This is a genomic window from Leifsonia sp. NPDC058230 (assembly GCF_042882245.1).
GTDB lineage: Bacteria > Actinomycetota > Actinomycetes > Actinomycetales > Microbacteriaceae > Leifsonia.
In genome coordinates this window covers 241,027-267,631 of record NZ_JBHVWM010000002.1, presented here as the reverse complement: position 1 = coordinate 267,631, position 26,605 = coordinate 241,027, and the positions used below count along the sequence as shown (strand labels likewise).

At 69.4% G+C, this 26,605-nt stretch carries 24 protein-coding genes; 17 read left to right on the top strand and 7 right to left on the bottom strand.

Annotation, left to right across the window (positions count from 1 at the left end):
• Positions 1 to 374 precede the first annotated feature (374 nt).
• Positions 375 to 2,675 carry a polyribonucleotide nucleotidyltransferase gene (locus tag ACFVV0_RS06890; protein ID WP_387060192.1) on the top strand — a complete coding sequence of 767 codons (2,301 nt, stop codon included), beginning with the start codon at positions 375 to 377 and terminating at the stop codon, positions 2,673 to 2,675.
• Positions 2,676 to 2,897: 222 nt separating this feature from the next.
• Here ACFVV0_RS06890 and ACFVV0_RS06885 read toward each other — a convergent pair whose 3' ends face one another.
• A complete protein-coding gene (locus tag ACFVV0_RS06885; RefSeq protein WP_387060189.1) occupies positions 2,898 to 3,368 on the bottom strand; it encodes an Lrp/AsnC family transcriptional regulator in 471 nt (156 codons plus the stop codon).
• Positions 3,369 to 3,601: 233 nt separating this feature from the next.
• On the opposite strand from ACFVV0_RS06885, the gene pdhA reads away from it, so the two are divergent.
• The 3 genes from pdhA to ACFVV0_RS06870 are packed head-to-tail and all read left to right on the top strand — an operon-like array spanning position 3,602 to position 7,091.
• Positions 3,602 to 4,717: a pyruvate dehydrogenase (acetyl-transferring) E1 component subunit alpha gene (gene pdhA, locus ACFVV0_RS06880; RefSeq protein ID WP_387061749.1), complete on the top strand. Its 1,116-nt coding sequence runs from the start codon at positions 3,602 to 3,604 to the stop codon at positions 4,715 to 4,717.
• The gene (locus ACFVV0_RS06875) at positions 4,714 to 5,724 is read left to right on the top strand and encodes an alpha-ketoacid dehydrogenase subunit beta (RefSeq protein ID WP_387060186.1); all 1,011 of its coding nucleotides are present in this window, start codon (positions 4,714 to 4,716) and stop codon (positions 5,722 to 5,724) included. The genes pdhA and ACFVV0_RS06875 overlap by 4 nt, the downstream gene beginning before the upstream one ends.
• Positions 5,724 to 7,091 (top strand): dihydrolipoamide acetyltransferase family protein, encoded by a 1,368-nt coding sequence (locus tag ACFVV0_RS06870; RefSeq protein ID WP_387060183.1) that lies wholly within the window; start codon positions 5,724 to 5,726, stop codon positions 7,089 to 7,091. Before ACFVV0_RS06875 ends, ACFVV0_RS06870 begins: the two co-directional genes overlap by 1 nt.
• Positions 7,092 to 7,093: 2 nt before the next feature.
• On the opposite strand, the gene ACFVV0_RS06865 is transcribed toward ACFVV0_RS06870, so the two are convergent.
• Positions 7,094 to 8,437, bottom strand: a complete 1,344-nt coding sequence (locus ACFVV0_RS06865) for an FAD-binding oxidoreductase (protein WP_387060180.1) — start codon at positions 8,435 to 8,437, stop codon at positions 7,094 to 7,096.
• 174 nt (positions 8,438 to 8,611) lie between these two features.
• Between ACFVV0_RS06865 and ACFVV0_RS06860 the strand changes: the two genes are divergently transcribed.
• The gene (locus ACFVV0_RS06860; protein ID WP_387060177.1) at positions 8,612 to 9,541 is read left to right on the top strand and encodes an RNA polymerase sigma-70 factor; all 930 of its coding nucleotides are present in this window, start codon (positions 8,612 to 8,614) and stop codon (positions 9,539 to 9,541) included.
• A 15-nt stretch (positions 9,542 to 9,556) separates the two neighbouring features.
• Here ACFVV0_RS06860 and dapD read toward each other — a convergent pair whose 3' ends face one another.
• Positions 9,557 to 10,549, bottom strand: coding sequence for a 2,3,4,5-tetrahydropyridine-2,6-dicarboxylate N-succinyltransferase (gene dapD / locus ACFVV0_RS06855; protein ID WP_387060174.1), 993 nt, complete (start codon positions 10,547 to 10,549; stop codon positions 9,557 to 9,559).
• Between the two features lie 17 nt (positions 10,550 to 10,566).
• On the opposite strand from dapD, the gene dapE reads away from it, so the two are divergent.
• The 3 genes from dapE (at position 10,567) to ACFVV0_RS06840 (ending at position 13,192) form a co-directional block, all read left to right on the top strand.
• On the top strand, positions 10,567 to 11,649 hold the full coding sequence (gene dapE / locus ACFVV0_RS06850; RefSeq protein WP_387060171.1) for a succinyl-diaminopimelate desuccinylase: 1,083 nt from the start codon (positions 10,567 to 10,569) through the stop codon (positions 11,647 to 11,649).
• Positions 11,633 to 12,925: a hypothetical protein gene (locus ACFVV0_RS06845; protein WP_387060169.1), complete on the top strand. Its 1,293-nt coding sequence runs from the start codon at positions 11,633 to 11,635 to the stop codon at positions 12,923 to 12,925. Before dapE ends, ACFVV0_RS06845 begins: the two co-directional genes overlap by 17 nt.
• Positions 12,926 to 13,018: 93 nt before the next feature.
• Positions 13,019 to 13,192, top strand: a complete 174-nt coding sequence (locus tag ACFVV0_RS06840; protein WP_387060166.1) for a DUF3117 domain-containing protein — start codon at positions 13,019 to 13,021, stop codon at positions 13,190 to 13,192.
• A 64-nt stretch (positions 13,193 to 13,256) separates the two neighbouring features.
• Here ACFVV0_RS06840 and ACFVV0_RS06835 read toward each other — a convergent pair whose 3' ends face one another.
• Positions 13,257 to 13,889, bottom strand: coding sequence for an O-methyltransferase (locus tag ACFVV0_RS06835; RefSeq protein ID WP_387060164.1), 633 nt, complete (start codon positions 13,887 to 13,889; stop codon positions 13,257 to 13,259).
• 81 nt (positions 13,890 to 13,970) lie between these two features.
• Between ACFVV0_RS06835 and ACFVV0_RS06830 the strand changes: the two genes are divergently transcribed.
• From ACFVV0_RS06830 to ACFVV0_RS06820, 3 genes are read left to right on the top strand one after another with little or no spacing between them, the layout of a single operon-like run.
• A complete protein-coding gene (locus tag ACFVV0_RS06830) occupies positions 13,971 to 14,354 on the top strand; it encodes a Sec-independent protein translocase TatB (RefSeq protein WP_387060161.1) in 384 nt (127 codons plus the stop codon).
• A 47-nt stretch (positions 14,355 to 14,401) separates the two neighbouring features.
• The gene (locus tag ACFVV0_RS06825; RefSeq protein WP_387060159.1) at positions 14,402 to 15,781 is read left to right on the top strand and encodes an MFS transporter; all 1,380 of its coding nucleotides are present in this window, start codon (positions 14,402 to 14,404) and stop codon (positions 15,779 to 15,781) included.
• The gene (locus tag ACFVV0_RS06820; RefSeq protein WP_387060156.1) at positions 15,768 to 17,258 is read left to right on the top strand and encodes a pyridoxal phosphate-dependent decarboxylase family protein; all 1,491 of its coding nucleotides are present in this window, start codon (positions 15,768 to 15,770) and stop codon (positions 17,256 to 17,258) included. The genes ACFVV0_RS06825 and ACFVV0_RS06820 overlap by 14 nt, the downstream gene beginning before the upstream one ends.
• Positions 17,259 to 17,372: 114 nt before the next feature.
• Here ACFVV0_RS06820 and ACFVV0_RS06815 read toward each other — a convergent pair whose 3' ends face one another.
• The 3 genes from ACFVV0_RS06815 to ACFVV0_RS06805 are packed head-to-tail and all read right to left on the bottom strand — an operon-like array spanning position 17,373 to position 20,365.
• A complete protein-coding gene (locus ACFVV0_RS06815; RefSeq protein ID WP_387060153.1) occupies positions 17,373 to 18,530 on the bottom strand; it encodes a P-loop NTPase in 1,158 nt (385 codons plus the stop codon).
• Positions 18,523 to 19,047: a DUF1003 domain-containing protein gene (locus ACFVV0_RS06810; protein ID WP_387060150.1), complete on the bottom strand. Its 525-nt coding sequence runs from the start codon at positions 19,045 to 19,047 to the stop codon at positions 18,523 to 18,525. Before ACFVV0_RS06810 ends, ACFVV0_RS06815 begins: the two co-directional genes overlap by 8 nt.
• A complete protein-coding gene (locus ACFVV0_RS06805; RefSeq protein ID WP_387060148.1) occupies positions 19,034 to 20,365 on the bottom strand; it encodes a magnesium transporter MgtE N-terminal domain-containing protein in 1,332 nt (443 codons plus the stop codon). The genes ACFVV0_RS06810 and ACFVV0_RS06805 overlap by 14 nt, the downstream gene beginning before the upstream one ends.
• A gap of 58 nt (positions 20,366 to 20,423) precedes the next feature.
• On the opposite strand from ACFVV0_RS06805, the gene ACFVV0_RS06800 reads away from it, so the two are divergent.
• The 6 genes from ACFVV0_RS06800 (at position 20,424) to dhaK (ending at position 26,546) form a co-directional block, all read left to right on the top strand.
• The gene (locus ACFVV0_RS06800) at positions 20,424 to 21,113 is read left to right on the top strand and encodes a general stress protein (RefSeq protein WP_387060146.1); all 690 of its coding nucleotides are present in this window, start codon (positions 20,424 to 20,426) and stop codon (positions 21,111 to 21,113) included.
• 82 nt (positions 21,114 to 21,195) lie between these two features.
• Entirely contained in the window at positions 21,196 to 23,016 is a 1,821-nt protein-coding gene (locus ACFVV0_RS06795) for an ATP-binding protein (protein WP_387060143.1), read from the top strand.
• Positions 23,017 to 23,127: 111 nt separating this feature from the next.
• Positions 23,128 to 23,988: a class II fructose-bisphosphate aldolase gene (locus ACFVV0_RS06790; RefSeq protein ID WP_387060140.1), complete on the top strand. Its 861-nt coding sequence runs from the start codon at positions 23,128 to 23,130 to the stop codon at positions 23,986 to 23,988.
• 3 nt (positions 23,989 to 23,991) lie between these two features.
• Entirely contained in the window at positions 23,992 to 24,768 is a 777-nt protein-coding gene (locus ACFVV0_RS06785) for an HAD-IA family hydrolase (RefSeq protein ID WP_387060137.1), read from the top strand.
• A 40-nt stretch (positions 24,769 to 24,808) separates the two neighbouring features.
• A complete protein-coding gene (gene dhaL, locus ACFVV0_RS06780) occupies positions 24,809 to 25,459 on the top strand; it encodes a dihydroxyacetone kinase subunit DhaL (RefSeq protein ID WP_387060134.1) in 651 nt (216 codons plus the stop codon).
• Positions 25,460 to 25,550: 91 nt separating this feature from the next.
• Positions 25,551 to 26,546: a dihydroxyacetone kinase subunit DhaK gene (gene dhaK / locus ACFVV0_RS06775; RefSeq protein ID WP_387060131.1), complete on the top strand. Its 996-nt coding sequence runs from the start codon at positions 25,551 to 25,553 to the stop codon at positions 26,544 to 26,546.
• The last annotated feature ends 59 nt before the right edge of the window (positions 26,547 to 26,605 follow it).

Below are 26,605 nucleotides of genomic sequence, written 5' to 3'. Positions count from 1 at the left end.
CCCCCCCGCCCCCCGCCCCCCCCCCCCCCCCCCCCCCCCCCCCCCCCCCCGCGACTCACTGCGTTCTGCCGCAATTCCGGGCCCACCTGTTAGGATTCATGAGGTTGGCTGTATGCCGACTCAAACTGAATACCGAGCAACAAACGGAGCAGGCTGGCAGGAGCTGGTCCTCGGTGGTGGTATCCGGATGCGCAATGAACGCAGCCGTGTATTTCTACTGATGGCCAGACGGGCACCAACCCTCGACGTTAGAACGTCGTCGGTGAGCCGCACGTACGCGCTGGAGAAGCGTGTCGATCTGCCTGTTCCCCTGCTCCGATGTACGAGTCGCCGCCCAAACGGGGTGGCGACGTAAAACAAAGGAGAAAGACCTCTTGGAAGGTCCCGAAATCAAATTCGCCGAAGCCGTTCTCGACAACGGACGCTTCGGCACTCGCACGGTCCGGTTCGAAACCGGCCGTCTCGCCCAGCAGGCTCAGGGCGCTGTCGCCGCATACCTCGACGAGGAGACCATGCTGCTGAGCGCGACCAGCGCCAGCAAGCACCCGAAGGACAACTTCGACTTCTTCCCGCTGACCGTCGACGTCGAGGAGCGGTCGTACGCGGCCGGCAAGATCCCCGGCTCGTTCTTCCGTCGTGAGGGCCGCCCCTCCACCGAGGCGATCCTCGTCTGCCGTCTGATCGACCGGCCCCTGCGCCCCTCGTTCGTCGAGGGTCTCCGCAACGAGGTTCAGATCGTCATCACCGTTCTGAGCATCGCTCCGGATGAGTTCTACGACGCTCTGGCCATCAACGCGGCCTCCGCATCCACCCAGATCTCCGGCCTGCCGTTCAGCGGCCCGATCGCCGGTGTGCGCCTCGCGCTCATCCCGGGCAACGGTGCTGCCGAAGACCAGTGGATCGCCTTCCCGAAGGCGTCGCAGCTCGAAGAGGCCGTGTTCGACCTCGTCGTGGCCGGCCGTGTCGTCACCGACGCGAACGGAAACGAAGACGTCGCCATCATGATGGTCGAGGCCGAAGCGACCGAGGGTAGCTGGAACCTCATCCAGGGCGGCGCCACCAAGCCGAACGAAGAGGTCGTGGCCCAGGGCCTCGAGGCTGCCAAGCCCTTCATCCGCCAGCTCGTCGGCGCGCAGGTCGTGCTCGCCGAGCAGGCCGCGAAGCCCATCGCCGCCTACCCCGTGTTCCTGCCGTACTCGCAGGAGACCTACGACAACGTCGCCGGCCTCGCGTACGACGACCTGGTGAACGTGTACCAGATCGCCGACAAGGTCGAGCGCCAGAACGCCGACGACGCGCTCAAGGAGCGCGTCAAGGTGGCGCTCACCGAGAAGGTCGAGGCCGGTGCTCTCGACCCCGAGGTGCTGAGCCAGTTCTCGGCGGCGTACAAGTCCGTCTCGAAGGTGGTCATGCGCGGCCGTGTGCTGCGCGAGGGCATCCGCATCGACGGCCGTGGGCTGAGCGACATCCGTCCGCTCGACGCCGAGGTGCAGGTCATCCCGCGCGTTCACGGTTCGGCGATCTTCCAGCGCGGCGAGACCCAGATCCTGGGCGTCACCACGCTGAACATGCTCAAGATGGAGCAGCAGATCGACTCGCTGTCGCCGGTCACCAAGAAGCGCTACCTGCACCACTACAACTTCCCGCCGTACTCGACCGGTGAGACCGGCCGCGTCGGTTCGCCGAAGCGTCGCGAGATCGGGCACGGCTTCCTCGCCGAGCGCGCGCTCGTTCCGGTTCTGCCGAGCCGCGAGGAGTTCCCGTACGCGATCCGTCAGGTGTCTGAGGCTCTCAGCTCCAACGGCTCGACGTCGATGGGTTCCGTGTGCGCCTCGACCCTGTCGCTGCTCAACGCCGGTGTGCCGCTGCGCGCGCCGGTCGCCGGCATCGCCATGGGCCTCATCTCCGACACCGTCGACGGTGAGACCCGCTACGCGGCTCTGACCGACATCCTGGGTGCCGAGGATGCGCTGGGCGACATGGACTTCAAGGTCGCCGGAACGAGCGAGTTCGTCACCGCGATCCAGCTCGACACCAAGCTCGACGGCATCCCCTCCGCCGTGCTCGCCGGTGCGCTGAAGCAGGCCAAGGATGCTCGTACGACCATCCTGAGCGTGCTGAACGCCGCCATCGACCAGCCCGACGAGATGGCCCCGACCGCGCCCCGCGTGATCTCGGTGCAGATCCCCGTCGACAAGATCGGTGAGCTGATCGGCCCGAAGGGCAAGACGATCAACGCCATCCAGGACGAGACCGGCGCCGACATCTCCATCGAGGAGGACGGCACCGTCTACATCGGCGCTGTCGACGGCCCGTCGGCCGAGGCCGCCCGCGCCCAGGTGAACGCGATCGCGAACCCGACGAACCCGGAGGTGGGCGAGCAGTTCCTCGGAACCGTCGTCAAGATCGCCGCGTTCGGTGCGTTCGTCTCGCTGCTGCCCGGCAAGGACGGACTGCTGCACATCTCGGAGGTGCGCAAGCTCGCCGGTGGCAAGCGCGTCGAGAACGTCGAAGACGTGCTCGGGGTCGGCCAGAAGATCCTGGTCGAGATCACCAAGATCGACGACCGCGGAAAGCTGTCGCTCGCTCCGGTGCTCGCCGAGGCCGATGAGGCAGACACGCACGGCCGCGATGCGGCCAGCGAGGGCCCCACGGCTCCCGCCGAAGGCGAGTAACCTCCCTTCCGCAACCGCACCACACGAAGCCCGCGCAGACCCCGTCTGCGCGGGCTTCGCGCATCCCGCCCCGCCCCGCCCCGCCCCGCCCCGCCCCCGCAACCGTCGAGTCCACGAATTCTCCGTGTACTCGGCGCTTTTCAAGCGACTTTTCGTGGACTCGGCGGGTACATAGCGCGGGTTCGCGGGGCGGGTGGGCGGGCTCGGGGCGGGAAGCGCGGGTCAGCGGAGGGCGTCGCGGGCGAGAAGGGGGTGGAGGCGGAAGGGGATGAGCTCGCCCATGTCGAGTGCAGTCTCGGCGCGTTCGACGCCGTCGCAGGCCTGGATCGCGCCGGTGATGCGGAAGAGGTCCTCGGCGTCGATGCAGACAACGCGCACGAGAAGGTCCGACGGGCCGCTCAGGCCGTGCGCCTGAACGATCTCGGGGATGGTCGCCAGCTGCTCCACGATCGACGACAGTTTCTGCTGCTGCACGTGCACCGTGACGAATGCGGCGAGAGGGTAGCCGGCGACGGCGGCGCTGATGCGCCGATCGAATGACAGGAACACCCCGGAGCGCTCCAATGCTGCCATCCTCGACTGCACCGTATTTCGGCTCAGCCCGAGCCGGTCGGCGAGGGTCACATTGGTCGAGCGCGGGTCCTCGGTGAGGGCGACGAGGATGCGCCGGTCGGTGCTGTCGATGCTGGGCATAGTGCGAAACGTAGCACGACGCGACACGCCGGGATAGTGCATCCGGCCCATCCGACACGCCGACAGTTGTGCTGGGTGACTGCTCGGCGTAGCGTTCCCGTTAATTCCGGCAAGGAGGCCGGAAGCCGGTTCGCCGTGCCACAAGCACGCGGCCGGGCTCGAGAGTGAAGGTTGCGTGAACCGTGACGATCGACAATCAGCCTGACATCCGACCCCGCGATGAGAACATCCGGATGGACGATGTGCGCCTGGGCGAGTTGAGCCTCGGCGAAATCGACACCGTGCAGCTCCTGACCCCTTCCGGGGAGCGGTTGAGCGACGTGCGCTACGACGCCTGGGTCTCCGACATCGGCGACGACCAGTTGCTCTCCCTGTACGAGGACATGGTTGTCGTCCGGCGGATCGACACCGAGGCGACCGCTCTGCAGCGCCAGGGGGAGCTCGGGCTGTGGCCGCCCCTCCTCGGCCAGGAGGCCTCCCAGATCGGCTCGGGGCGTGCCCTGCGCGCCGACGACTTCGTCTTCTCCAGCTACCGCGAGAACGGCGTCGCCTACTGCCGAGGCGCCGGCCTCACCGACCTCGTGCGGGTGTGGCGCGGCACCGCCCAGTCGGGCTGGAATCCGTACGACATCAACATGGCCACTCCGCAGGTGATCATCGGCGCCCAGACGCTGCACGCCACCGGCTACGCGCTCGGCATCCAGGCCGACGGCACGGATTCGGTCGCGGTCGCCTACTTCGGCGACGGCGCCACGAGCGAGGGCGACGTGAACGAGGCGATGATCTTCGCCGCCACGTACTCCGCGCCGGTGATCTTCTTCTGCCAGAACAACCAGTGGGCGATCTCCGAGCCCGTCGCCTTGCAGGCGCAGCGGCCGATCGCCGAGCGTGCGCCCGGGTTCGGCATTCCGAGCGTGCGGGTCGACGGCAACGACGTGCTCGCGGTGATGGCCGTGACCCGGTCAGCCCTGGATCGCGCGCGCAGCGGCGGCGGCCCGACGTTCATCGAGGCCGTGACCTACCGGATGGGCCCGCACACCACGGCCGACGATCCGACCCGGTACCGCGACCCCGCGGAACTCGAGCAGTGGAAGGGCAAGGATCCGATCGCCCGGGTCGAGGCCTATCTCTCGGCTCGTGGGATGCTGACCGCCGAGAGTGCGGAATCCGTCGCGGCAACCGCCGACCAGGTCGCCGCCGAGCTGCGAGCCGGCTGCGTCTCCCTTCCCGACCCCGATCCGATGACCGTCTTCGACAACGTCTACGCCGAGCCGCACACCGGTCTGATCCGGGAACGCGACCACTACAGCCGCTACCTGCGCACGTTCGTGGGAGGTGACAGTCGATGACGACACTGACGATGGCGAAGGCGATCAACGCCGGCCTCCGCAAGGCGCTGGCCGGCGACGACCGGGTCGTGCTCATGGGCGAGGACATCGGGGCTCTGGGCGGCGTCTATCGCGTCACCGACGGGTTGCAGACCGAATTCGGGCCGCGACGGGTGATGGATTCGCCGCTCGCGGAGTCGGGCATCCTGGGCACCGCGGTCGGCATGGCCTATCGCGGCTATCGGCCGGTCGTGGAGATCCAGTTCGACGGCTTCATCTATCCCGCTTTCGATCAGATCGTCAGCCAGGTCGCGCGGATGCACTACCGCACGCGCGGCGCGGTGACGATGCCGATCACGATCCGCGTACCGTTCGCGGGCGGGATCGGCGCGGCCGAGCACCACTCCGACTCCCCGGAGGCCTACTTCGCACACGCCGCCGGGTTGCGTGTCGTGAGTCCGTCGGATCCTGAGGACGCGTACACGCTCATCCAGCAGGCCATCGCCTCCGACGACCCCGTGCTCTACTTCGAGCCCAAGCGCCGCTACCACGTGAAGGGCGAGGTGGATGAGGATGCGCCCTTGGCCGACGCCCGCCCGATGGGGACGGCGCGCGTGATCACCCCGGGCACCGACGTCACGCTCGTCACCTACGGCGGCGTCGTGCAGATCGCGAAGGATGCGGCCGTCGCGGCCGGAGACGACGGCGTCTCGGTCGAGGTGATCGACCTCCGCTCGCTCTCCCCGCTCGACCTGGACACGGTGGTGGCTTCTGTGCGCAAGACCGGCCGACTGGTCGTCTCGCACGAGGCACCGCTCTCCGGCGGCATCGGCGCGGAGGTCGCGGCCGCCATCACCGAGCGGTGCTTCTACCATCTGGAGCACGCGCCGGTGCGGGTCACCGGCCACGACATCCCGTACCCCGCAGCGAAGCTGGAGAGCGCGCACCTGCCCGACCTCGACCGCATCCTCGACGGCATCGACCGCGCGCTCGACCGCCCCAACTCGCTCACCGGGGTGGAGGACTGATGGCCGCGATCAAGGAGTTCGCGCTGCCCGACCTCGGCGAGGGTCTCACCGAGTCCGAGTTGGTCTCGTGGCACGTCGCCGTCGGCGACACGGTCGTGCTGAATCAGATCATCGCCGAAGTCGAGACAGCGAAGGCGCTGGTCGAGCTTCCCGCGCCGTACGCGGGCGTGGTCTCCCGACTGTTCGTCGAGCCGGGGGTGACCATCTCGGTGGGTGACCCCATCGTCGCCTTCGAGGTGGCAGGGGCACAGGATGCTCCGCCTCCCGCGTCGGCCGACCCTGTCGACACCGACTCGGCACCCGAGCCGAACCTCGTCGGCTACGGCGCCAAAGCGGACTCCCGCGACCGCCCGCAGCGCCGCGCGCGTCCTGGACTCACCGGCACGACTCCCACGCCCGCGGCCTCGGAGACGGCGTCGAACGTGACGGCGCTTCGCTCCGCGTCGGCAGGACCGAAACTGCTCGAGCGGCCGCGCGCGACCCCTCCGGTGCGCAGACTCGCCCGCGAGCGCGGCATCGACCTCGCCGACGTCCCCGGCACGGGCGACCGGGGCGTGATCACCCGGCACGACGTCGAGGCCTACGACCCGGCCGCGGTCTCACGGACCGCGTCCGCGTCCGCCGCCGTGCCGGCCCCGCACCGCACGGGAGCCGAGCCCGGACGCCCGCGCGAGACGCGCATCCCGATCAAAGGCGTGCGCAAGTTCACCGCCGAGGCGATGGTCCGCAGTGCGTTCACCGCGCCGCACGCGACGGTGTTCCTCACGGTCGACGTGACGCCCACCATGGAGCTGCTCGAGCGGCTACGGGCGCAGCGCGAGTTCGCCGACAGTCGTCCGGGGCTCCTGGCGGTGGTGGCGAAGGCGCTCTGCCTGGCCGTCCTGCGCACTCCGGAGGTGAACGCCCGCTGGGACGAGCAGGCTCAGGAGATCGTCGAGTTCGGCTACGTGAACCTCGGCATCGCGGCTGCGACGCCACGGGGGCTCGTCGTGCCGACCATCCCGGATGCCGACACACTCGATCTCGCAGGCCTCGCGACGAGCATCCGGGAGCTCGCCGAGACCGCCCGGGCGGGCCGCACCGCGCCCGAGCGACTCAGCGGCGGAACCATCTCGATCACCAACGTCGGGGTGTTCGGAGTCGATGCGGGCACACCGATCCTCACGCCGGGCGAGGCCGCGATCCTCGCGATCGGGGCGGTGCGCCGTCAGCCGTGGGAGTACCGCGGCGAGGTGGCGCTGCGCCAGGTGATGACGCTGGCCGTCTCGTTCGACCACCGGCTGGTCGACGGTCAACAGGGGTCCCGCTTCATCGCCGATATCGGCCGGGTGCTGTCAGACCCCGCGAGCGCGCTCACGATGATCTGAGCTCATCCGGCGGGCGGCACGTTGTGGTTGCCCGCGAACAGGTTGTCCGGGTCGTAGCGGCGCTTGACGGCTGCGAGGCGCCGGTACGTCTCGGGCGGATAGATGGCGGCGACGTCCTCCTCGGTGGCGGACGCGAGGAAGTTCGCGTAGGCACCGCTGACGTGAGGTCCGAGCTTCGCCCAGGCCGCGTCCAGGGCGGGCCGGGCGGCCTCGACGACCGGCTCGGGACCCGCGACGGTCGTCACGAACATCAGCTCCGCCCCGCGGTGCGCGTACGCGGTGGCATCATCGGGGATCCGCGCGACCGCGCCGCCGACACTGCGCACGGCGATGAACGGCGACCCCTCGGACCCGCCGATCTCGGCAAGGATCCGCAGCACTTCGGGCACCGCTTCGGGGTCGACGAATCCGCTGCGAGTGACGAAACGGATGCCGGGCGGCGGTGTCGCGCCGTCCACGAGCGTGTCCGCGTACGGCTTCAGTTCGACGTCGTCCCTGATCACCGTTCCGAGCCGGCGGATCGGGTCGATCGCCTCAGCGGCGCGTTGCGGGTCGTCGCCGTCGAAGGCCACGGAGATCTCGATCGGCGCCTCGGGTCCGCCGGTGAACGGGTTGGACAGGCTCACCGCCGACGTGAGGTCCTCCGTGGCGGTGCGGAGGTGGGTCGCCCACCCGCGGAGCACGGTGGTGGCCTCCGAAGCCGGGAAGGCGATCGTGCCGAAGAAGACGTCCGTCGTCGGATGGGCGAGGAATTCGAAGGCGGTGACGATCCCGAGATTGCCGCCACCACCGCGAATCGCCCAGAACAGGTCCGCGTTCTGCGACGCGCTCGCGCGCACGACCGTACCGTCGGCGACGACCACCTCGGCCGCGACGACGCTGTCCAAGGCGAGACCGTACTTTCGTACCTTCCATCCGATACCGCCGGTCAGGGTGAGGCCGCCGACGCCGACGCTCTTCGTGTCGCCGGACGAGATCGCCAGTCCGAGAGGGGACAGTGCGGCCGCGACCTGACCCCACGTGGCGCCGCCGCCGATGCGCACCAGCCGGCGTTCGCGATCGATGAGCTCCACGCTCGCAAGACCACCGAGATCGATGACGATGCCGCCGTCGTTGGTGCCGAACCCCGCGAATCCATGGCCGCCGCCGCGGACCGACAAGGGGAGGCGTGCGGAGGCCGCGAATCGCACGTCGGCTTGAACGTCCTCGACGTTGCGGGGCCGCAGGACGTAGGCCGGACGACCCGAAGCGAAGACGGTACGACTGGCCGATTCGTAGTCCGGGCCGCCCGGTTCGATGATGTCGCCGCCGAAGTCCTGGCGAAGCGTTTCAAGCGCTGAATTCATGTGGGTATCCTTCCGAGCACGAGACGAGAATGAGTGAACGTGGCATTCATCAGACTCCGGGGCAGACGCGTCTGTGACATCCGGATGCCTCCGGTCCGGTGATCGGCGGATGTGTCACAGAACAGCGGGGTGCGGCGTCTGATGAGCGACGCAGTCGAGTGAGGGGAGCAGGGCATGACCGGAACATCGCAGACCGCACCGGACGACCCCGGTCGGGGGACGAGCCGCCGCGGCCGACCGGATCCCGGCACCGAGGCGTTCCTCGCACACCGCAACCTCCTCTTCACCGTCGCCTACGAGATCCTCGGCTCGGCGGCCGACGCGGAGGATGTCCTCCAGGAGACCTGGCTGCGGTGGTCGGGCGTCGGTATCGAGACCGTCGAGAACCAGCGGGCCTACCTGGTGCGGATCACGACCCGCCTGGCACTGACCCGTTTGCGGACGCTGGGCCGGCGCAAGGAGTCCTACGTCGGTCCCTGGCTCCCCGAGCCCCTGCTCACCACGCCGGACGTGGCAGAGGACGTCGAGTTGGCCGACAGCGTCTCGATTGCGATGCTGCTGGTGATGGAGACGCTCACCCCGATCGAGCGGGCGGTGTTCGTGCTGCGTGAGGTGTTCGACCTCGACTACGACGAGATCGCCGATGCCGTCGACAAGAAGCCTCCCGCCGTGCGTCAGATCGCGCACCGCGCCAAAGCGCACGTCGCCGCACGACGGCCCCGCACGGTCGTCTCCGCCGCCGATACCCGTCAGGCGCTCGAGGCGTTTCAGCGCGCGGTCGGAACCGGCGATCTGCAGGGCCTGCTCGACATCCTCGCGCCGGACGTCGTCCTGCTGGGCGACGGGGGAGGGATCGCGCCGGCCGCCATTGCGCCGGTCGTCGGAGTCGACGACGTGATGTCGGTGCTGAGCAGGATCGCCACCAGAGCCCCCGGACAGCTGGCGCAGGTCAACGGACATCCCGCCCTGGTCTTCCGGCTCGACGGCGGGATCGACACTGTCATGGCGGTGCGGATCGACGACGGACGCATCAGCGGACTGTATGCGGTGCGCAACCCGGAGAAACTGTCACGCATGGAGGAGGAGACGGCTCTCCACCGCTGAGCGCGGAGCCGAGCGTCAGGCGTGCAGCGCGGCGTTCAGCTCGATGCCGCCGCCGGATCGCTGCAGCACCTCGACCGCGCCGCTCACCGAATTGCGGCGGAAGAGCAGCCCCGCCACACCGGACAGCTCCACGGCCTTCACCGTCTGCGGGCGCCCGTCCGCCGTCGGAACGCCGCCGACCACGACGACCTTGGTCCCGGCGGTCACGTAGAGGCCGGCCTCGACGACGGTGTCGTCGCCGATGGAGATGCCGATGCCCGAGTTGGCGCCGAGGAGGGCGCGTTCGCCGATGGCGACGCGCTGCGTGCCGCCGCCCGAGAGGGTGCCCATGATGGATGCGCCGCCGCCGATGTCGGAGCCGTCTCCGACGACGACCCCCTGGGAGACACGGCCCTCGATCATGGAGTTGCCGAGGGTTCCGGCGTTGAAGTTCACGAAGCCCTCGTGCATCACGGTGGTGCCGGGGGCGAGGTGGGCCCCGAGGCGCACGCGGGACGCATCCGCGATCCGCACGCGCTCGGGGGTGACGTAGTCGAGCAGGCGCGGGAATTTGTCGATGCCGGTCACGTGGATGCCCGCGCGCTGCAGCTGGGGCCGCAGACGGTCGAAGTCGGCCGGATGCACGGGCCCGGCGTTCGTCCACGTCACGATCGGCAGGTGGCCGAAGATGCCGTCGAGATTGATGGTGTTCGGGGCCGCGAGCAGGTGCGAGAGCAGGTGCAGGCGCAGGTAGGCGTCGGGTGTGGACGCGGGGGGCGCATCCAGGTCGATGTCGACGGTCACGATGTCGACGCGCACATTGCGGCGCGCGTCCTCGCCCGCGAGGGCCTCGAGCTCGGCGGGAGCGATCCAGCGGTCGCGACCGGCCGGCAGACTTCCGAGCTTCGGTTCCGGAAACCAGGTGTCGAGCACGGTGCCGTCGCCGGCGACCGTTGCCAGTCCGTAGCCCCAGGCCTGGCGGGGGGCGGATGCGGGCGCGGCGGATTCGGAGGAAACGTCGGAGGGCATGCCTCTAGATTAGTAGGGTGCCTCTCGACCTCAGCGCTTCCTCGATCGACATCACCCGCCAGCTCTGCGACATCGAGTCGGTGTCCGGCAACGAGAGCGAGCTGGCCGACGCGATCGTTGCGGCGCTCGACGGCCTGGATCACCTCGAGATCATCCGCGACGGGGACACCGTGGTCGCCCGCACGAACCTGGGGCGCGAGCGCCGAGCGGTCATCGCCGGGCACATCGACACGGTTCCCGTGAACAACAACCTGCCGACGCGGTACGAGACCGAGAACGGCATCGAGTACCTCTGGGGGCGCGGCACGGTCGACATGAAGTCGGGCACGGCCGTTCAGCTCAAGCTCGCCGCCGAGCTCACCGACCCCGCCATCGACGTGACCTGGATGTGGTACGACCACGAGGAGGTCTCCAACGACCTCAACGGCCTCGGCCGGCTCGCCCGCAACCGTCCCGACCTGTTCACGGGCGACTTCGCGATCCTCGGAGAGCCCAGCAACGGCGTCGTCGAGGGCGGCTGCAACGGCAACCTCCGGGTGGAGGTGCGCACCTACGGCCTGCGCGCCCACTCGGCGCGCGGCTGGGTCGGCGAGAACGCCATCCACAAGGCGGCGTCCATCCTCGACACGCTGGCCGCGTACAAGGCGCGCGAGGTCGAGGTCGACGGGCTCGTGTACCGCGAGGGGCTGAACGCGGTCGGGATCTCCGGGGGAGTGGCCGGCAACATCATCCCAGACGAGTGCATGGTGCACATCAACTACCGCTTCGCACCGAGCCGCAGCTCGGAGGAGGCGATCGCGCACATGCGCGAGTTGTTCGGCGAGTACGACATCACCGTCGTCGACCGTGCCGACGGCGCTCGTCCGGGGCTCGACGCCCCGCTGGCCCAGGAGTTCCTGGCTGCCGTCGGCGGCGTCGCGAAGCCCAAGTACGGCTGGACGGATGTCGCGCGCTTCTCGGCCCTCGGCATCCCCGCCGTCAACTACGGCCCGGGCGACCCGCTCAAGGCGCACGCCGACGACGAGCGGGTCGAGGTCGAGCAGATCACCGCCGTCGAGGCCGGACTGAGGGCCTGGCTGACCGGTGTCGAGCGCAGCTGACGGCGGGACGACCGGCGACGTGACCGCGGCGCCCGCCGGTGTCGCGGCCGAGCGCGAGGCGCTCGACAGTCGCCGCGCATCCGGGACGCGGGCCGCGTGGTGGTCCCCTTGGTGGGTGCGCGTGCTCATCGTCTACGGCCTCAGCCGCGTCGTCACGACCACCATCCTCCTGATCCTGGCGAGTGTGCAGGGCGCCAACCCGTGGACGGCTGCGCGCCCGGGGTACTTCGACTTCGCGGCGATCTGGGACGGCCGCTGGTACAACATCGTCTCGATCGCCGGCTATCCGAGCGCTCTCCCCGTCGCCGACGGCCACGTGACCGAGAACGCCTGGGCCTTCCTGCCGGTCTATCCAGGCCTCGTGAACGCCGTCCAGTTCGTGACCCGGATGCCGTGGCAGGTGGCGGCGGTGCTGGTCTCGGTGGCGTTCGGAGCCGGGGCCGCACTGCTGTTCCACCGCCTGCTGATCCGCCTCGGGTTCTCCTCCTCGACGACCCTCTTCGCTGTCGTGCTCTTCTGCGTGGCTCCGGTCTCGCCGCTGTTCCAGCTCGCGTACGCCGAGTCGCTGTACATCTTCCTGCTGACGGCGGCCCTCCTCCTCCTGGTCGAACGGCGATACGGGATGCTGTTCCCCGTCGTCGCGATCATGGCGTTCACGCGGCCGAGCGGCCTGGCCTTCGCTCTCGCGGTCGGCCTGCACGTGATCTACCGCTTCGTCGTGCGCCGCTCGCAGCCGTTCCCCGTCAGGGAGCGTGTGCTCAGCGTGTCGCTGGCCGTGTTCAGCGGCATCGCGGGCCTCGCGTGGCCGGCCATAGCGGGACTCGTCACGGGCAACCTGATGGCGTACACGGACACCGAGCTCGCCTGGCGGTCCGTCTACATCGGCTGGATGCACCTGGTGCCGTTCGCACCCTGGTTCCAGGGCGCCGACTGGTGGTTCGTGAACGTGCTCGGCTTGCCGTCGTGGCTCGGCATCCTGACCGTCCTCATCGTCATCGCGCTGTTCGCCGTCGTGCTGTTCTCCCCGGCGGTACGACGGCTGGGCGTTGACGTGCGGTTCTGGCTGATCGCCTATTCCCTCTACTTGCTGGCCGTCTTCTTCCCGCAATCGAGCACGTTCCGGCTGCTGATGCCGCTCTTCCCGCTGCTCGCTGTGATCGCACTGCCGAAGAGCCGGGTGTACCGGATCGGAATGGTCCAGCTGTTCCTGGCACTCCAGGTCGGCTGGCTGCTGATCGCCTGGGGAGTCGACGGAGCCGACTGGACGCCCCCGTGATCGGCTCGCCACGCGGATGCGGGTAGACCCAGGATTTCCGCGCGCTGCCACGGATGACAGATAATAAGAGGACATCCACGAAAGGGGAGCTGCATGGCGGCCATGAAGCCGAGGACCGGGGACGGGCCAATGGAGGCTGTGAAGGAGGGTCGGCTCATCATCGTGCGAGTACCGCTCGAAGGTGGGGGAAGACTCGTCGTCTCTGTCAACGACGCGGAAGCGAAAGAGCTGCACGACGCCTTAGCCAGCGTCGTAGCCTCCTCCTAGAAGAAACGCGAAGAACGGGCCCCCACGGGGGCCCGTTCTGCACTCTCCGGAACTGCGAGTGGCGCTAGGGCGCGAGCTTCGTGATCTGCAGCAGGCCGTCGCCCGCGAGCGACAGCGCACTGACGACGGCCCCGGATGCGGCGGTCTCGGTGATGAGCGTGCGGAACCCGGTCGCGACGTCGTCGCGCTGGGCGGGGTCGGAGACGCGGCCCTTCCAGAGCGCGTGCGCGACGAGCACGGTGCCGCCCGGCCGCGCCAGCCGCAGTCCGTGCTCCACGTATTCGATCACCGACTGGGGGTCGGCGTCGATGAAGACGATGTCGTAGGAGTTCTCGTTCATTCGGGGGAGCACATCGAGCGCGCGACCGGTGATCAGTCGCACCCGGTTGGACGAGACGCCCGCCTCGGTGAAGAGGCCCCGGGCGTACTGCTGGTGTTCGAGCTCCGAGTCGATCGAGGTGAGCTGGGCGCGCGTTCCGCCGGTGAGCAGCCAGAGCCCGGAGACCCCGGCGCCGGTGCCGATCTCCACGATGTTCTCGGCGTCGGTCGCGGCGACCACGACCGCTGCCTGGGCGCCGACGCTGGGCGCGATGGGTTCGATCCCGAGCTCGAGCGACTGCTGCCGCGCGCGGGCGATGACCTCGCTCTCGACGATCACGTCGTCGGCGAATTTCCAGTTCGAATCTTTGTCTGACACAGTGCTCCCGGTTGTCTCGTGCCTCAGGATACGGCGAAGCCTCGCGGCTTTCGCGCAGGCGATCCGAGTTACGCTTATCTCGTGTTCGGATTGACCTTCGAGAAGCTGCTGATCATCGGTGTGATCGCTGCCTTTCTGATCGGCCCGGAACGCCTTCCGCTCTACGCGGGCAAGCTCCGTCAGTTCGTGCGTTCGATGCGCGACTTCGCCGATGGTGCGAAAGACCGGATGCGCGACGAGATGGGTCCGGAATTCGACGATGTCGACTGGAAGAAGCTCGACCCCCGTCAGTACGACCCGCGCCGCATCATCCGCGAGGCGCTGCTCGACGACGCTCCCGCATCCGGTGCCGCCGGCATCGCCGCCGCGACGGCGATCAAGCCCGTGACGGAGTCGGCGTATGCGCAGCACAAGCGCAAGCTGCAGGAGGGCGCTGTCCCTCCGTTCGACACGGAAGCGACCTGAGCGCGCGCAAACGCGACGAGCAGCCCCGCATCCAATAGCATTCGGGAATGATCGCAACGGAGCAGTTGCTCACCCGACGAACGATCGCGCAGTACGCGATAGGCTCCCTCGGCACCGGAGGCTTCGCCACCCTTCCCGGGCTCGTGCTCGTCTACTACCTCACGGACACCCTCGGCGTGGCCGCCCTGGTCGCCGGCGTCGTCGTCACGGTCGCCAAGATCTGGGACGTGATCATCGACCCGGTGATCGGTGCCCGGTCCGACCGGATGCTCGCGAGCCGTGGCACCCGGCGCTCGATGATGATGCTCGGCGCGATCGCTCTTCCGGTGTTCTTCATCGTCACGTTCGCCGTCCCGCCCGGCACGGCTGCCGCGCCGGCGGCGATCTGGGTGCTCGTGGCGTTCGTGCTCACCGCCACCGCGTTCAGCCTGTTCCAGGTGCCGTACATCGCGCTGCCGGCCGAACTCGCATCCGGATACGACCAGCGGACGCGCCTGCTCACCTGGCGTGTCGTGGTGCTGACCTTCGCGATCCTGCTCTTCGGCGCCGGGGGACCGGCGCTGCGATCGCTCGGAGGTGACAACGAGTTCGCGGGTTACCTGCTGATGGCAGTCGTCGCCGGAGTCGTCATCGGCGCGGGGATGCTCGTCTCCAGTTTCGTCGCGCCCCGCGGGCTGCCCGCCGCGGTGCTGCCGCCGAAGGAGAGCGTCCTCACGACGCTCCGCTCGAACTACGCCGCGGGGCTCAGAGTCCTCCGCGACAGCCAGCCGTTCCGGGTCCTCCTTCTCACCTTCCTGTTGCAGGGCCTGGCGACCGGCGCGATGCTCGCCGGCGCGAACTACGTGGCCACCTGGGTGCTGCACTCCGAGGACGCGGTCACCTTCCTCTTCGTGGCGCTGATCGGGCCCGCCCTGATCGTCACGCCGCTCTGGGGCGTCGTATCGCGGCGCATCGGCAAGGAGCGCGGATTCGTTCTTGCGAGCATCCTGTTCGGGCTCGCGGCGCTCTCGATGATCGTGCTGCTGTGGGCACCGGGACCGTGGGTGTATCTCCCTGTCGCGCTCGTCGGTGCCGGTTACGCCGGTATGCAGTCCCTGCCGATGGCGATGCTGCCCGATGTGATCTCGCACGACGCATCCGTCAACGGGGAAGGCCGAGCGGGCACCTTCGGCGGCATGTGGACCGCCGGGGAGACGACCGGGATGGCGCTCGGCGCGACCGTGCTCACGATCGTGCTCGCGGTCACCGGCTACGTCGCTCGCACGGCCACGCCGGCCGTCGTCGCGGCCGGGGAGACGCAGCCGGCGAGTGCCGTCGCGGGCATCGTGCTCAGTTTCAGTCTGGTGCCGGCCGGGATCGTGGCGCTGAGCCTCATCCCGCTCGCGCGGTACCGTCTACGCAAGGAGGACATCGATGGTCGCCTTTGACTCTGCAGCGATCCTGTCCCGGCTCGCCGCCCTTCGAGCCGGGGACGCCCCGACCCACGGCGGACGGGTTCTCAGCTATGTCTACGACTCGGGCGTTGCCGAGGTGGACGAGCTCGCGGCCCAGGCGGTGCGGCTGGTGCAGCCCGTCAACGGCCTCGATCCGACCACGTTCACGTCCGTCGCCGTCATGGAGCGCGAGGTGATCGGCTTCGCGCGGGAGCTGCTCCACGGGGCGGACGATGTCGTGGGATCCGTCACCACGGGCGGAACCGAATCCTGCCTCCTCGCCGTCAAGACCGCCCGAGACGTCTGGCGGGCGGCGGGCGGGACAGGTCGCGCCCGGCTGGTCGCGCCCGTCACGGCGCACGCGGCGTTCCACAAGGCCGCCCACTACTTCGACCTCGAACTCGACCTGGTGCCCGTGGATCCGGAGACCGGCGCGCTCGATGCCGACGCCTTGATCGACCGCCTCGGCCCGGATGTCGCGCTCGCGGTGGTCTCGGCGCCCTCGTACCCGTTCGCAACCCTCGACCCGGTGGAGGTGGTCGCCGCCGCGTGCGAGGAGGCCGGGATCGCCTGCCACGTCGACGCCTGCATCGGCGGCTGGATCCTTCCGTTCTGGCGTACCGCCGACGGGCTGCCGGTGCCGCTCTGGGACTTCCGGGTCGGCGGTGTGACGAGTGTCTCCGCCGACCTCCACAAGTTCGGGTATGCGCCCAAGGGGGCCAGTGTGCTCCTGCAGCGCGGCCGCGACCGTCAGCGCACGCAGTACTTCGCGACGACCGGCTGGCCGGGCTATCCGGTCGTCAACCCCACGATGCTGGGGTCGAAGTCGGCCGGCGCGCTCGCCGCATCCTGGGCCATCGTGCAAGCGCTCGGTGCGAGAGGGTTCGCCGAGCTCGCGGAGTCTTGCCGTCGGGCGACTGTGGCACTGGCCGACATCGTGGCCGACATCGATGGCTTGCGTATCGTGGGCGACCCCGCCGGGCCACTGCTCGCCGTGGCGACCGACGAGTCTGTGCCGGAGGATCGCCGCGTCGACCCGCACCATTGGGCCGATCGCGCCCACCGTCGTGGCTGGCAGCTGCAGCTGCAGCCCGGCCTCGTGCAGTCGGACGGGACGCGCCTGCCGCACACCACCCACCTCACCATCACCCCGGTCACAGAGCAGCGCGTCGACGAGCTCGAGGCTGCGCTCCGGGCCTCGGCCGACGAGGTGCGCGGCCTGCCGCGCGCCGACGCTTCGGGCGTTCTCGCCGCAGTACCCGCCGGGCTGACGGATGCGCCGCTCGACTCGGCCACGGCCGCGAGCATCCTCGAGGGCATTGGTCTCGCAGGCTCCGGGGACACGTCGGGCGCCTCCCTGCCGGACGAGCTCGCACCGTTCCTCGCGCTCGTCGAGGCCCTCCCGCATCCGCTCACCGAGCGCCTGCTCATCGAACTCCTCGCCCGCATCGTCGAGCCCCCCACCGACTGACCCGCGGCCCGAGCCCGAGCCGCCCGCCCATCCGCCGCGGCGAGATGCCGGTTTCTACCGTTTTGGAACGGTTCAAACGGTAGAAAGTGGCATCTCGGCGCCTGGGTGGGGACGTCAGGTGACGGTGAGGCCGAGTTTGCGGCCGGCGAGGCCGCGACCGCGGGTGGCGAGCTGGTCGGCGACCGCCCGGATGGCGGCGGCCGCCGGATCCGCCGGGTCGGTCACGACGATCGGGGCGCCCTGGTCGCCACCGGCGCGGAGCGGGATGCTGAGGGGCACGGATGCGAGGAGCGGCACGGGCGAGTCCTGGCCGACCGAGAGGCGGCGGGCGACCTCGGCCCCGCCTCCGGAGCCGAAGAGCTCCAGCACGGTCCCATCGGGCTGGGGGAGCCCGGACATGTTCTCGATGACCCCCACCACGCGCTGACCGGTCTGCCGCGCGACGACGCCGCTGCGCTCGGCGACGTCGGCAGCCGCGGGCTGCGGTGTGGTCACGACGAGGACCTCCGCGTTCGGCAGCAGCTGCCCGACCGAGATCGCGACGTCGCCGGTGCCGGGCGGAAGATCGAGGAGGAGGACATCCAGGTCACCGAAGTAGACGTCGCCGAGGAACTGCTGGATCGTGCGGTGCAGCATCGGCCCGCGCCAGGCGACAGCAGCCGAGGAGGAGTCGACGAACATCCCGATCGACACGACTTTCACGCCGTAGGCGATCGGGGGCAGGATCATGTCGTCCACCCGTGTCGGGCGAGGCGCGGCGCCCGAGGCGTCGACGAGTCCGAGGATGCCGGGGATGGAGAACCCGTGCACGTCGGCGTCCACGATCCCCACGCGCAGGCCGCGCTCCGCGAGTGCGACCGCGAGGTTCGCCGTGAGCGTTGACTTGCCGACGCCGCCTTTGCCGCTTGTGACCGCGTACACGGTCGTCAACGAGTCCGGCCCGAACTGCTGGGCTCTGGCCGCGCGTCCGCCTCGCAGCTTCTCGGTGAGAGCGGCCCGCTCCTCGCGCGTCATCACCGACACGTCGACGGTGACCCCGGAGACGCCGGGGACACTCGCGGTGGCGGTGCGCACATCCCGTTCGATGGTGTCGGCTGCGGGGCACCCCACGATCGTGAGCTTGACCGCCACCGTGGCGTGACCGGCAGGGTCGACGGTCACGCTCCCCACCATGTCGAGATCGGTGATGGGCTTGCGGATCTCCGGATCGAGCACGCCGCCGAGCGCACGCTCGACCCCGGCTGCGAGGTCGCCGGCTGCGAGGTCAGGCACGGGCGTGCTCGCCCTCCTCGTCGTCGCGCTTGTCGAGGTCTTCGAGCAGGGCCCGCAACTCCGCGCGGATGAAGTCCTTGGTGGCCATGTCTTTGACGGCCAGCCGCAGCGCGACGACCTCACGGGCGAGGTACTCGGTGTCGGCGAGGTTGCGCTCCGCGCGCTGCCTGTCCTGCTCGATCTGCACGCGGTCGCGGTCGTCCTGCCGGTTCTGGGCGAGAAGGATGAGCGGAGCGGCATACGACGCCTGCAACGACAGCACGAGCGTCAATGCGATGAAACCGAGGGCGATCGAGTCGAAACGCCACGCCACGGGAGCCAGCGTGTTCCAGGCCATCCAGAAGATCACGAAGATCGTCAGGCCGAGGATGAACCACGGCGTGCCCATCGCGCGCGCGATCCACTCGGTGAAGCGGCCGAACCGGTCGCTCGGCTCCACACCGCCGCGTCGGGGGAGGACGCTGGTGCGCAAGCCCTTGGGGGCGTCGAGTCTGGTGTCCTGCTTACCTCGGGCCATTGCCGCTCCTCCTTCCGTTCGCGATCGGGATGCTGCCGGTCTCGTCGCCCACGGCCGGGCGTTTCAGCAGGCGGCGGTCGTCTTCGTCGTCGCGACTTCGCCAGTCGTCTGGCAGCAGGTAGTCGAGGATGTCGTCAATGGTCACCACCCCGACCAGGCGGTGGTTGTCGTCGACAACGGGCAGCGAGACGAGGTTGTAGCTCGCGAGGATGCGGGACACCTCCGCGGCGCTGGTGTCCGCCTTGACCGGCTCGAGGCTGGGGTCGAGCAGCGTGCCGAGGCGCACGTGCGGCGGGTAGCGCAGCATCCGCTGGAAGTGCACGACGCCGAGGAACCGGCCAGTCGGTGCTTCGTAGGGCGGCAGGGTGACGCAGATGGCGGCTCCGAGGGCGGGGGCGAGCTCGTGGCGCCGGATGAGCGCCAGCCCCTCGGCGACGGTGGCGTCGGCCGACACGATGATCGGCTCGGTCGTCATCAAGCCGCCTGCGGTGTCGGGGGCGTAGGTCAGGAGCATCCTGACGTCTTCGGCCTCCTCGGGCTGCATGAGTTCGAGCAGGTGCTCGCCCCGCTCGTCGGACAGCTGGGCGATGAGATCGGCGGCGTCGTCGGGCTGCATCTGGTCGAGCACGTCGGCGGCCCGGTCGTCGTCGAGCCCGGCGAGGATCTGCACCTGCTCGCTCTCCGGCATCTCCTCCAGCACATCGGCCAGCCGGTCGTCGGGAAGCTCCCCGGCGACCTCGAGCATGCGCTGCTGGGGCAGGTCGAGCAGCGTGTTGGCCAGGTCGGCGGGCTTGAGCTCCGAGTACGTCGCGATCAGCTGCTCGGCGGACTGGGCTTCGCCTCCCGCCTGCTTCTCGCGCACTTCCTGCCACGTGACGAAGGTCGTCGGACCCTTGCCGAATGGCGATGAGCCCGTCTTCGGACGGCGAACGAAGAGCTGGCCGATCGCCCACTCGCCGGTCGGGGACTCTTCGATCGCGACATCCTCGATGGTCGCCTCGCCGCTGCCGTCGGTGAGGACGACACGTCGGCCGAGGAGCTCGGCGATGACGCGCACCTCTCCGCCACGCTGTTCGAAGCGGCGCACGTTGATCAACCCCGTCGTGATGATCTGTCCGCTTCCGATGCTGGTGACCCGGCCGATCGAGACGAACACGCGGCGTTTGCCGGGAATCTCGACGATGAGTCCGACGACGCTCGGCGGATCGCTCTTGCGGTAGACCACGAGGACGTCGCGCACCTTGCCGACCCGGTCTCCGGTGGGGTCGAAAACGGTGCTCCCGGCGAGACGGGCGACGAAAACTCGGGTTGCACTCACAGGTAATAACTTAAGCCCTCCCGGGCGCCCCGACGGGCTCGGGTGCCAGAATGGGGCGATGACCACACCGAGTCCGATGAACGGACGAACCCGCGGACTCTTCCCCACCCTGCCCAGGGGCGAGGTCGTCGCGAAGTACGAGACGTATCCCGAGGCGCAGCAGGCCGTCGACCTGCTCGCCCGTGCGGACTTCCCGGTCGACAAGGTGTCCATCGTCGGCAGTGACCTGAAGAGCGTCGAGCGCGTCACGGGCAAGCTCACGTGGGGGCGGGTGGCGGTGGCGGGAGCCGCATCCGGCGCCTGGCTCGGAATCTTCTTCGGCCTGCTGCTGGTGATCTTCTCGCCGGCGGTCAGCTACGCGTTCGTGATCGCCGCCGTGCTCATCGGTGCCGGCTTCGGGATGCTGTTCGGCATCGTCTCCTACGCCATCAACCGTCGTCGTCGCGACTACACCTCGGTGATGCAGGTCATCGCGTCCAGCTACTCGGTGGTCGTGGATCCCGACCTGGCGAACCGCGCACGCAACCTGGCGCAGGGCGGAGGTGCGCAGGATTCGGCGTACACGCATCCCTCGGATGTTCCGGTCGCGCCGCACCCGTCCGACCCGCCGCCGGCCCCGCCGGCCCCGCCCGCCGCCGCCCCGCAGCCGCCGTACGGTGAGCCCGCGCCACAGCCGCCGTTCGGTCAGCCGGAGCCGCCGCAGGCTCCTCCCGGCGCCGAGCCGTCGGACGGCCAGAACCGCCCGTAACCGTCCCGGCATTGTCCGACGGTGCCGTCTAGGCGCATGATGAAGGCGGCACGACTACCCGCAGACGTCACCGAGGACCGTCATGAAGGCCGAGAACCCGATCGAGCACTCCAGCGCGGAGAGCGTCCGCGCGCAATTCGACACGCTGGCAGCCATGGCCGGAGACCTCGCGGGCCATTTCGCGCTCGAGCCGTTGCTCGAACGCATCCTGCGCCACACACTGGAGCTGCTCGGCTGCGACCAGGGCTCGATCTGCACGGTCGATGAGGCGGCGGGGAGCTATCGCAAAGAGGTCGACCTCGGCGTCGGGTGCCAGTCGGGGCAGGTCTTCCCTCTCGACGAGGGGGTGACCGGCGAGGTGGTGCGGGCGCGCGGATCCGTGATCTTCGCCGAGTACGTGCAGGTGCGAGGCGGTCACATCGACGGACCGGAGCGCGCGCTCCTGCACGCGACGATCGGGGTGCCCATCCGGTGGAGCGGCTCGATCATCGGAGCCTGCGTGCTCTTCAGCCGGGATCCGGAGCGCCGCTTCACGCCGGCGGATGCGGTGCTCCTCGAACGCTTCGCTGCGCACGCGGCGATCGCCATCACGAACGCGCGGTTGCACGCGGTCGCCGAGGATCGCGCACGGGAGGCCGCCGTGGCCGCTGAACGCGAGCGGGTGGTCCGGGATGTGCACGACACCGTCGGGCGCGGACTCGCCGACATCCTGCTGAACGTCGACGAGGCCGACCGCAGAGTGGCGACAGGACGCGATCCTCGATCGGCACTCGCCCAGGCCAGAACCGCGGCCCGCTCCGCGCTCAGCGAGACACAGCGCACGGTGCTCGGGCTCGGGCCGGAACCGCTCGACAGCCACTCGCTCAGTGAGGCGATCGCCCTGGAGCTGGCCTGGGCGGAGTCCGCCGCGGGTCTGCAGACCCGTCTGGTCGTGGTCGGCGAGCCCGGCGCTCTCGCGGCGGAGACCGTGCGCCAGCTGTTCCGCATCGTGCAGGAGTCGCTGACGAACGTCGTCGAGCACGCCGCGGCGACGAGTGTGCGGGTCGGCCTCGTCTACGGCGACGGCGAAGTGACGGTTCTGGTCGACGACGACGGGCGCGGATTCGATGTGGCCAGCCTCTCGCAGGCGCCGCGCCGACCCCTGCGCGGGCTCGGTCTGCAGGGCCTCGCCGCCCGCGCCCAGCATCTCGGGGGTACGGTGCACATCGAGTCGACGCCGGAGTGGGGGACCAGGGTGCGGGCGGAGCTCCCCGTCGACCCGCCGGCACGGGATGAAGCGTCGCACGCCCGCTGGCGCGTTCTGGTCGTGCACTCGAGCGCGCTCATCCGGTCGGGGCTGGTGCGGATGCTCGGGCAGGCCGAGCCCGACATCCAGGTGGTCGGGGAGGTGCCGGATGCGGAGAGCGCCGTCGAGGCGTACGACCTCCTGCGCCCGAACGTTGTGCTCGCCGACCTCGACCTTCCCCACGTCGACGGGGTCCAGCTCACGGCCCACCTGCGCGCTGCCGACCCGAACGCGCGGATCGTGCTGCTGATCGGGTCGGTGACCGACGACCGCCTGCTCGGGGCGACGGGAGTGGGCGCTGCGGGCTTCATCGAGCAGGATTCGGATGCCGCGTCGATCGCCCGCAGCGTCGTGGCGGCTGCTCGCGGCGACCTCCTGCTCAGTCCCGATTTCCTCAGCCGCTTCACGGTGGCGCTCACCGGCAGCACGGCGGACACGCTCACGGCGCGGGAGCGCGAAGTGCGCGCCCTGGTCGAACTCGGGATGCCCGACAAATCGATCGCGAGCGAGCTGGGCATCTCGGTGAAGACCGTCGAGAAGCACGTCGGGTCGGTGTTGCGCAAGACCGGGGCAGCCAACCGAACGGCGCTGGCCGGGCGCTCCTCGCTGCACCGCTGACCGCCCACAGGCAGGGCCGTGCGGGGAATCCCTACCGCGGGGATGGGGGAACCTCCCGTGTCGCCGCGGCGACGGGTCTGCCTACTCTGGCGGAGGAGCAAGGAGGTTCCCATGCCCGTCGTGCCTCTGAAGGAGATCGTCGACCGCGCGTTCACCGCACGGTACGGCGTTCCTGCGATCAACATCGTCAACGACCTCACCCTCGAGGCCGTGCTCGCGGGTGCGGTGGAAGCCCGGTCGCCCGTGATCGTGCAGACCTCGGTCAAGACGGTCAAATCGATCGGCTCCGACGTTCTGTTCGCCATGTGGACGGCCATGACGAAGGACATCGAGGTTCCCGTCACCCTGCACCTCGACCACTGCCCCGATCGGTCGGTGATCACCGAGTGCCTCGAGCGCGGCTGGAACTCGGTGCTCTTCGACGCATCCACTCTCACCGTGGAGGAGAACCAGCGGCAGACCGTCGAGGTGGTTGCGGAGGCCCGCGGCTACGGCGCCAACGTCGAGGGGGAGATCGAGGCGATCAAGGGGGTGGAGGACGGGATCGGCAGCGAGACCGAGCCCGCTCGGCAGAGTCTCGAGACCGCGCTGACGTTCATCCGGACGACCGGGGTCGACGTCTTCGCGCCGTCGATCGGCAACGCCCACGGCGTCTATTCGGCGACGCCGGAGCTCGACTTCCAGCGCGTCACCGACCTCGTCGAGGCCTCCGGCGTGCCGATCGCGCTGCATGGCGGAAGCGGGATGACCGACGAGCAGTTCCACGACCTGATCGCGCGCGGCTGCGCCAAGATCAACATCTCCACCGCCCTGAAGATCGAGTACATGACCGCGAACCTCGCCTTCCTGAAGAAGGCGGAGGCCGCGAACAAGTGGGACCCGCCGTCGCTCTTCGCCGACGTGCGGTCGCACATCGTGTCGCTCACCACGGGCCTTGCCGAGACCTTCGGCAGCGCAGGAAAGGCCTGGTGAGCCGTGCCGACGCTGATCTTCGACTGCGACGGCGTTCTGGCGGACACGGAGCGGAACGGCCATCTCCCCGCCTTCAATCAGACGTTCGCCGAGGAGGGCGTTCCCGTGCACTGGAGCGATGACGACTATCGCGAGAAGGTGCTCATCGGGGGCGGCAAGGAGCGGATGGCGAGCATCCTGACGCCGGAATTCGTGGCAGCGAACGGACTCCCCGCCGACGAGGAGGGGCAGCGCGAGCTGCTCGCGAGATGGCACAAGCGCAAGACGGAGATCTACACCGAGCTGGTCGCATCCGGAGCGATGCCCGCCCGCCCGGGGATCGCCCGTCTGGCCGCAGCCGCGGATGCGGCCGGCTGGGGTCTCGCCGTCGCCTCGACCTCGGCCGAGCCCTCTGTGCGCGCAGTGCTCGAACACGCTGTCGGACCCGAGCTGGCCAAGAGCTTCGCCGTCTTCGCGGGGGACATCGTGCCGAGGAAGAAGCCGGCGCCAGACATCTATCTCCTCGCGCTCGACCGGCTCGGGCTCGGCGCCGACGACGCCCTCGTGATCGAAGACAGCAGCAACGGGATGCGCGCAGCGCTCGACGCCGGACTGCGCACGGTGGTCACCGTCAGCGCGTACACCGTCGACGAGGATTTCACCGGCGCCTCCCTCGTCGTGAGTTCACTCGGCGACCCGGACGAGCCAGCCGAGGAGCGCGCGGCGGCCGCCGGTGTGCATCCGGGACCGCTCGTGACGATCGACGATCTGACCGCTGTTCTTGCCCGGCCGAGACCCTGAACGACCGAACCCGATTCCGCAACCGCCCGAAGGAGCACCGATGACGACCCAGAGTTTCAGCGACACCGAGTTCGTGGTCCGCACCATTGCGCAGACGGCGGTCGACAATGAGAAGGCGTTCGGGGATCTCGATTCGGTCGTCGGCGACGGCGACTTCGGATTCTCGCTCGCGCGCGGTTTCGAGATCGTGCTGACCGACTGGGACAGCTACGACCGCAGCGACATCGGGGTCTTCCTGCAGAAGATCGCCATGGTCATCACCGGCCGCATCGGCGGGACCTCCGGCCCGATCTGGGGCACGGCGTTCCTGCGGGCGTCCACGGTGGCGAAGGGCCGCGACGAGCTGGCGGGACCGGATGTGGTCGCCATGCTCCATGCCGCGATGGACGGCATCAAAGCGCGCGGCAACGCAGAGCTCGGCGACAAGACCCTCCTCGACGCGCTGGCGCCGATGACGGACACGATCGACGAGAAGCTCGGGGAGGGGCAGCCGAGCGAAGAGGTGGTCTCCGCCGCCGCGACGACGGCCCGCGCGGCGGCGGATGCCACTGTCGGCATGCAGGCCCGGCGCGGTCGGGCGGCGTACACGGGTGAGCGCAGTATCGGCTCGCCCGATCCCGGCGCGGTGGCCGTGGCGGTCATCCTCGAACGGCTCGCGGCAGATTGGGCGAGCCGGCCCCGGCAACCGTGAACCGGCGGCCGTGAATGAGCGCCCCTCGACCAGCGATCCCCGACAAGCAGTCCCTCATCCGTCCTCGATAGAACCCGACGTGGAGAAGAAAATGAAGAAATTCGTCAATGACCCGCTGCAGTACGTTCCCGAGATGCTGGAAGGCATCGCCCTGGCGAACCCGGACACCCTGCGTTACGTGCCCGAGTACAACCTGATCATGAGGTCGGATGCGCCCCGCGACGACAAGGTGTCGATCATCCAGGGCTCCGGCTCCGGCCACGAACCGGCGCACGTCCTGACCGTCGGCAAGGGGATGCTCGACGGCGCGTGCCCCGGCGACGTTTTCGCAGCGCCCCCGATGGACTACGTGTACGAGACGACGAAGCTGCTGGCGACGCCGAAGGGCGTACTGCTGCTCGTCAACAACTACACCGGCGACCGGATGGCGTTCGACATGGCCGCGGAGATGTCTCAGGCCGACGGCGTGACCGTGAAGACCCTGTTCATCGACGACGACGTCTCCGTTCAGGACTCGACCTACACGGTCGGGCGGCGCGGAGTGGCGGGCAACTTCTTCGTCATGAAAGCTGTCGGTGCGGCCTCCGAGGCCGGCGCAGACCTCGACGAGGTCGTGCGGATCGGTGAGAAGGTCAACTCCGTCACGCGCACGATGGGGCTCGCGCTGACCGCGTGCACCCCGCCCGCCAAGGGTTCTCCGCTGTTCGAGCTCGGCCCGGACGAGATCGAGATCGGCGTCGGGATCCACGGCGAGCCCGGACGCCGCCGAGCGAAGATCGAACCCGCTGACGCTCTCGTCGACGAGCTTCTCGAGCCGGTGATCGCCGACCTGCCGTACGTGAGCGGAGACCGAGTGGCGCTGATGGTCAACGGGCTGGGCGGCACGCCGATCAGCGAGCTGTACATCGCCTACCGCCACGCCCACAAGCAGCTGGCCGCTCGCGGCATCACGGTCGGGCGTAGCTATGTGGGGGAGTACTGCACGTCGCTCGACATGGCCGGAGCATCCGTGACGCTGGTGCGTCTCGATGACGAGATCGAGCAGCTGCTGGCCGCCCCGGCAGAGATCGGCCTGCGGATCTTCTGACCCGCGGGCGCGGGCCGGGCCCGATTCGGCTGCGGGCGCTCTCCGGCCCGACTCGCGCG

Coding starts and splice junctions, on each gene's coding strand:
- ACFVV0_RS06865 (WP_387060180.1), bottom strand. CDS start 8,437: ATGAATTCAGCGCTTGAAACGCTTCGCCAGGACTTCGGCGGCGACATC.
- dapD (WP_387060174.1), bottom strand. CDS start 10,549: ATGCCCTCCGACGTTTCCTCCGAATCCGCCGCGCCCGCATCCGCCCCC.
- ACFVV0_RS06820 (WP_387060156.1), top strand. CDS start 15,768: ATGGTCGCCTTTGACTCTGCAGCGATCCTGTCCCGGCTCGCCGCCCTT.
- ACFVV0_RS06795 (WP_387060143.1), top strand. CDS start 21,196: ATGAAGGCCGAGAACCCGATCGAGCACTCCAGCGCGGAGAGCGTCCGC.
- ACFVV0_RS06860 (WP_387060177.1), top strand. CDS start 8,612: ATGACCGGAACATCGCAGACCGCACCGGACGACCCCGGTCGGGGGACG.
- ACFVV0_RS06840 (WP_387060166.1), top strand. CDS start 13,019: ATGGCGGCCATGAAGCCGAGGACCGGGGACGGGCCAATGGAGGCTGTG.
- dhaL (WP_387060134.1), top strand. CDS start 24,809: ATGACGACCCAGAGTTTCAGCGACACCGAGTTCGTGGTCCGCACCATT.
- ACFVV0_RS06800 (WP_387060146.1), top strand. CDS start 20,424: ATGACCACACCGAGTCCGATGAACGGACGAACCCGCGGACTCTTCCCC.
- ACFVV0_RS06825 (WP_387060159.1), top strand. CDS start 14,402: ATGATCGCAACGGAGCAGTTGCTCACCCGACGAACGATCGCGCAGTAC.
- pdhA (WP_387061749.1), top strand. CDS start 3,602: ATGGACGATGTGCGCCTGGGCGAGTTGAGCCTCGGCGAAATCGACACC.
- ACFVV0_RS06870 (WP_387060183.1), top strand. CDS start 5,724: ATGGCCGCGATCAAGGAGTTCGCGCTGCCCGACCTCGGCGAGGGTCTC.
- ACFVV0_RS06875 (WP_387060186.1), top strand. CDS start 4,714: ATGACGACACTGACGATGGCGAAGGCGATCAACGCCGGCCTCCGCAAG.
- ACFVV0_RS06885 (WP_387060189.1), bottom strand. CDS start 3,368: ATGCCCAGCATCGACAGCACCGACCGGCGCATCCTCGTCGCCCTCACC.
- ACFVV0_RS06810 (WP_387060150.1), bottom strand. CDS start 19,047: ATGGCCCGAGGTAAGCAGGACACCAGACTCGACGCCCCCAAGGGCTTG.
- ACFVV0_RS06790 (WP_387060140.1), top strand. CDS start 23,128: ATGCCCGTCGTGCCTCTGAAGGAGATCGTCGACCGCGCGTTCACCGCA.
- dhaK (WP_387060131.1), top strand. CDS start 25,551: ATGAAGAAATTCGTCAATGACCCGCTGCAGTACGTTCCCGAGATGCTG.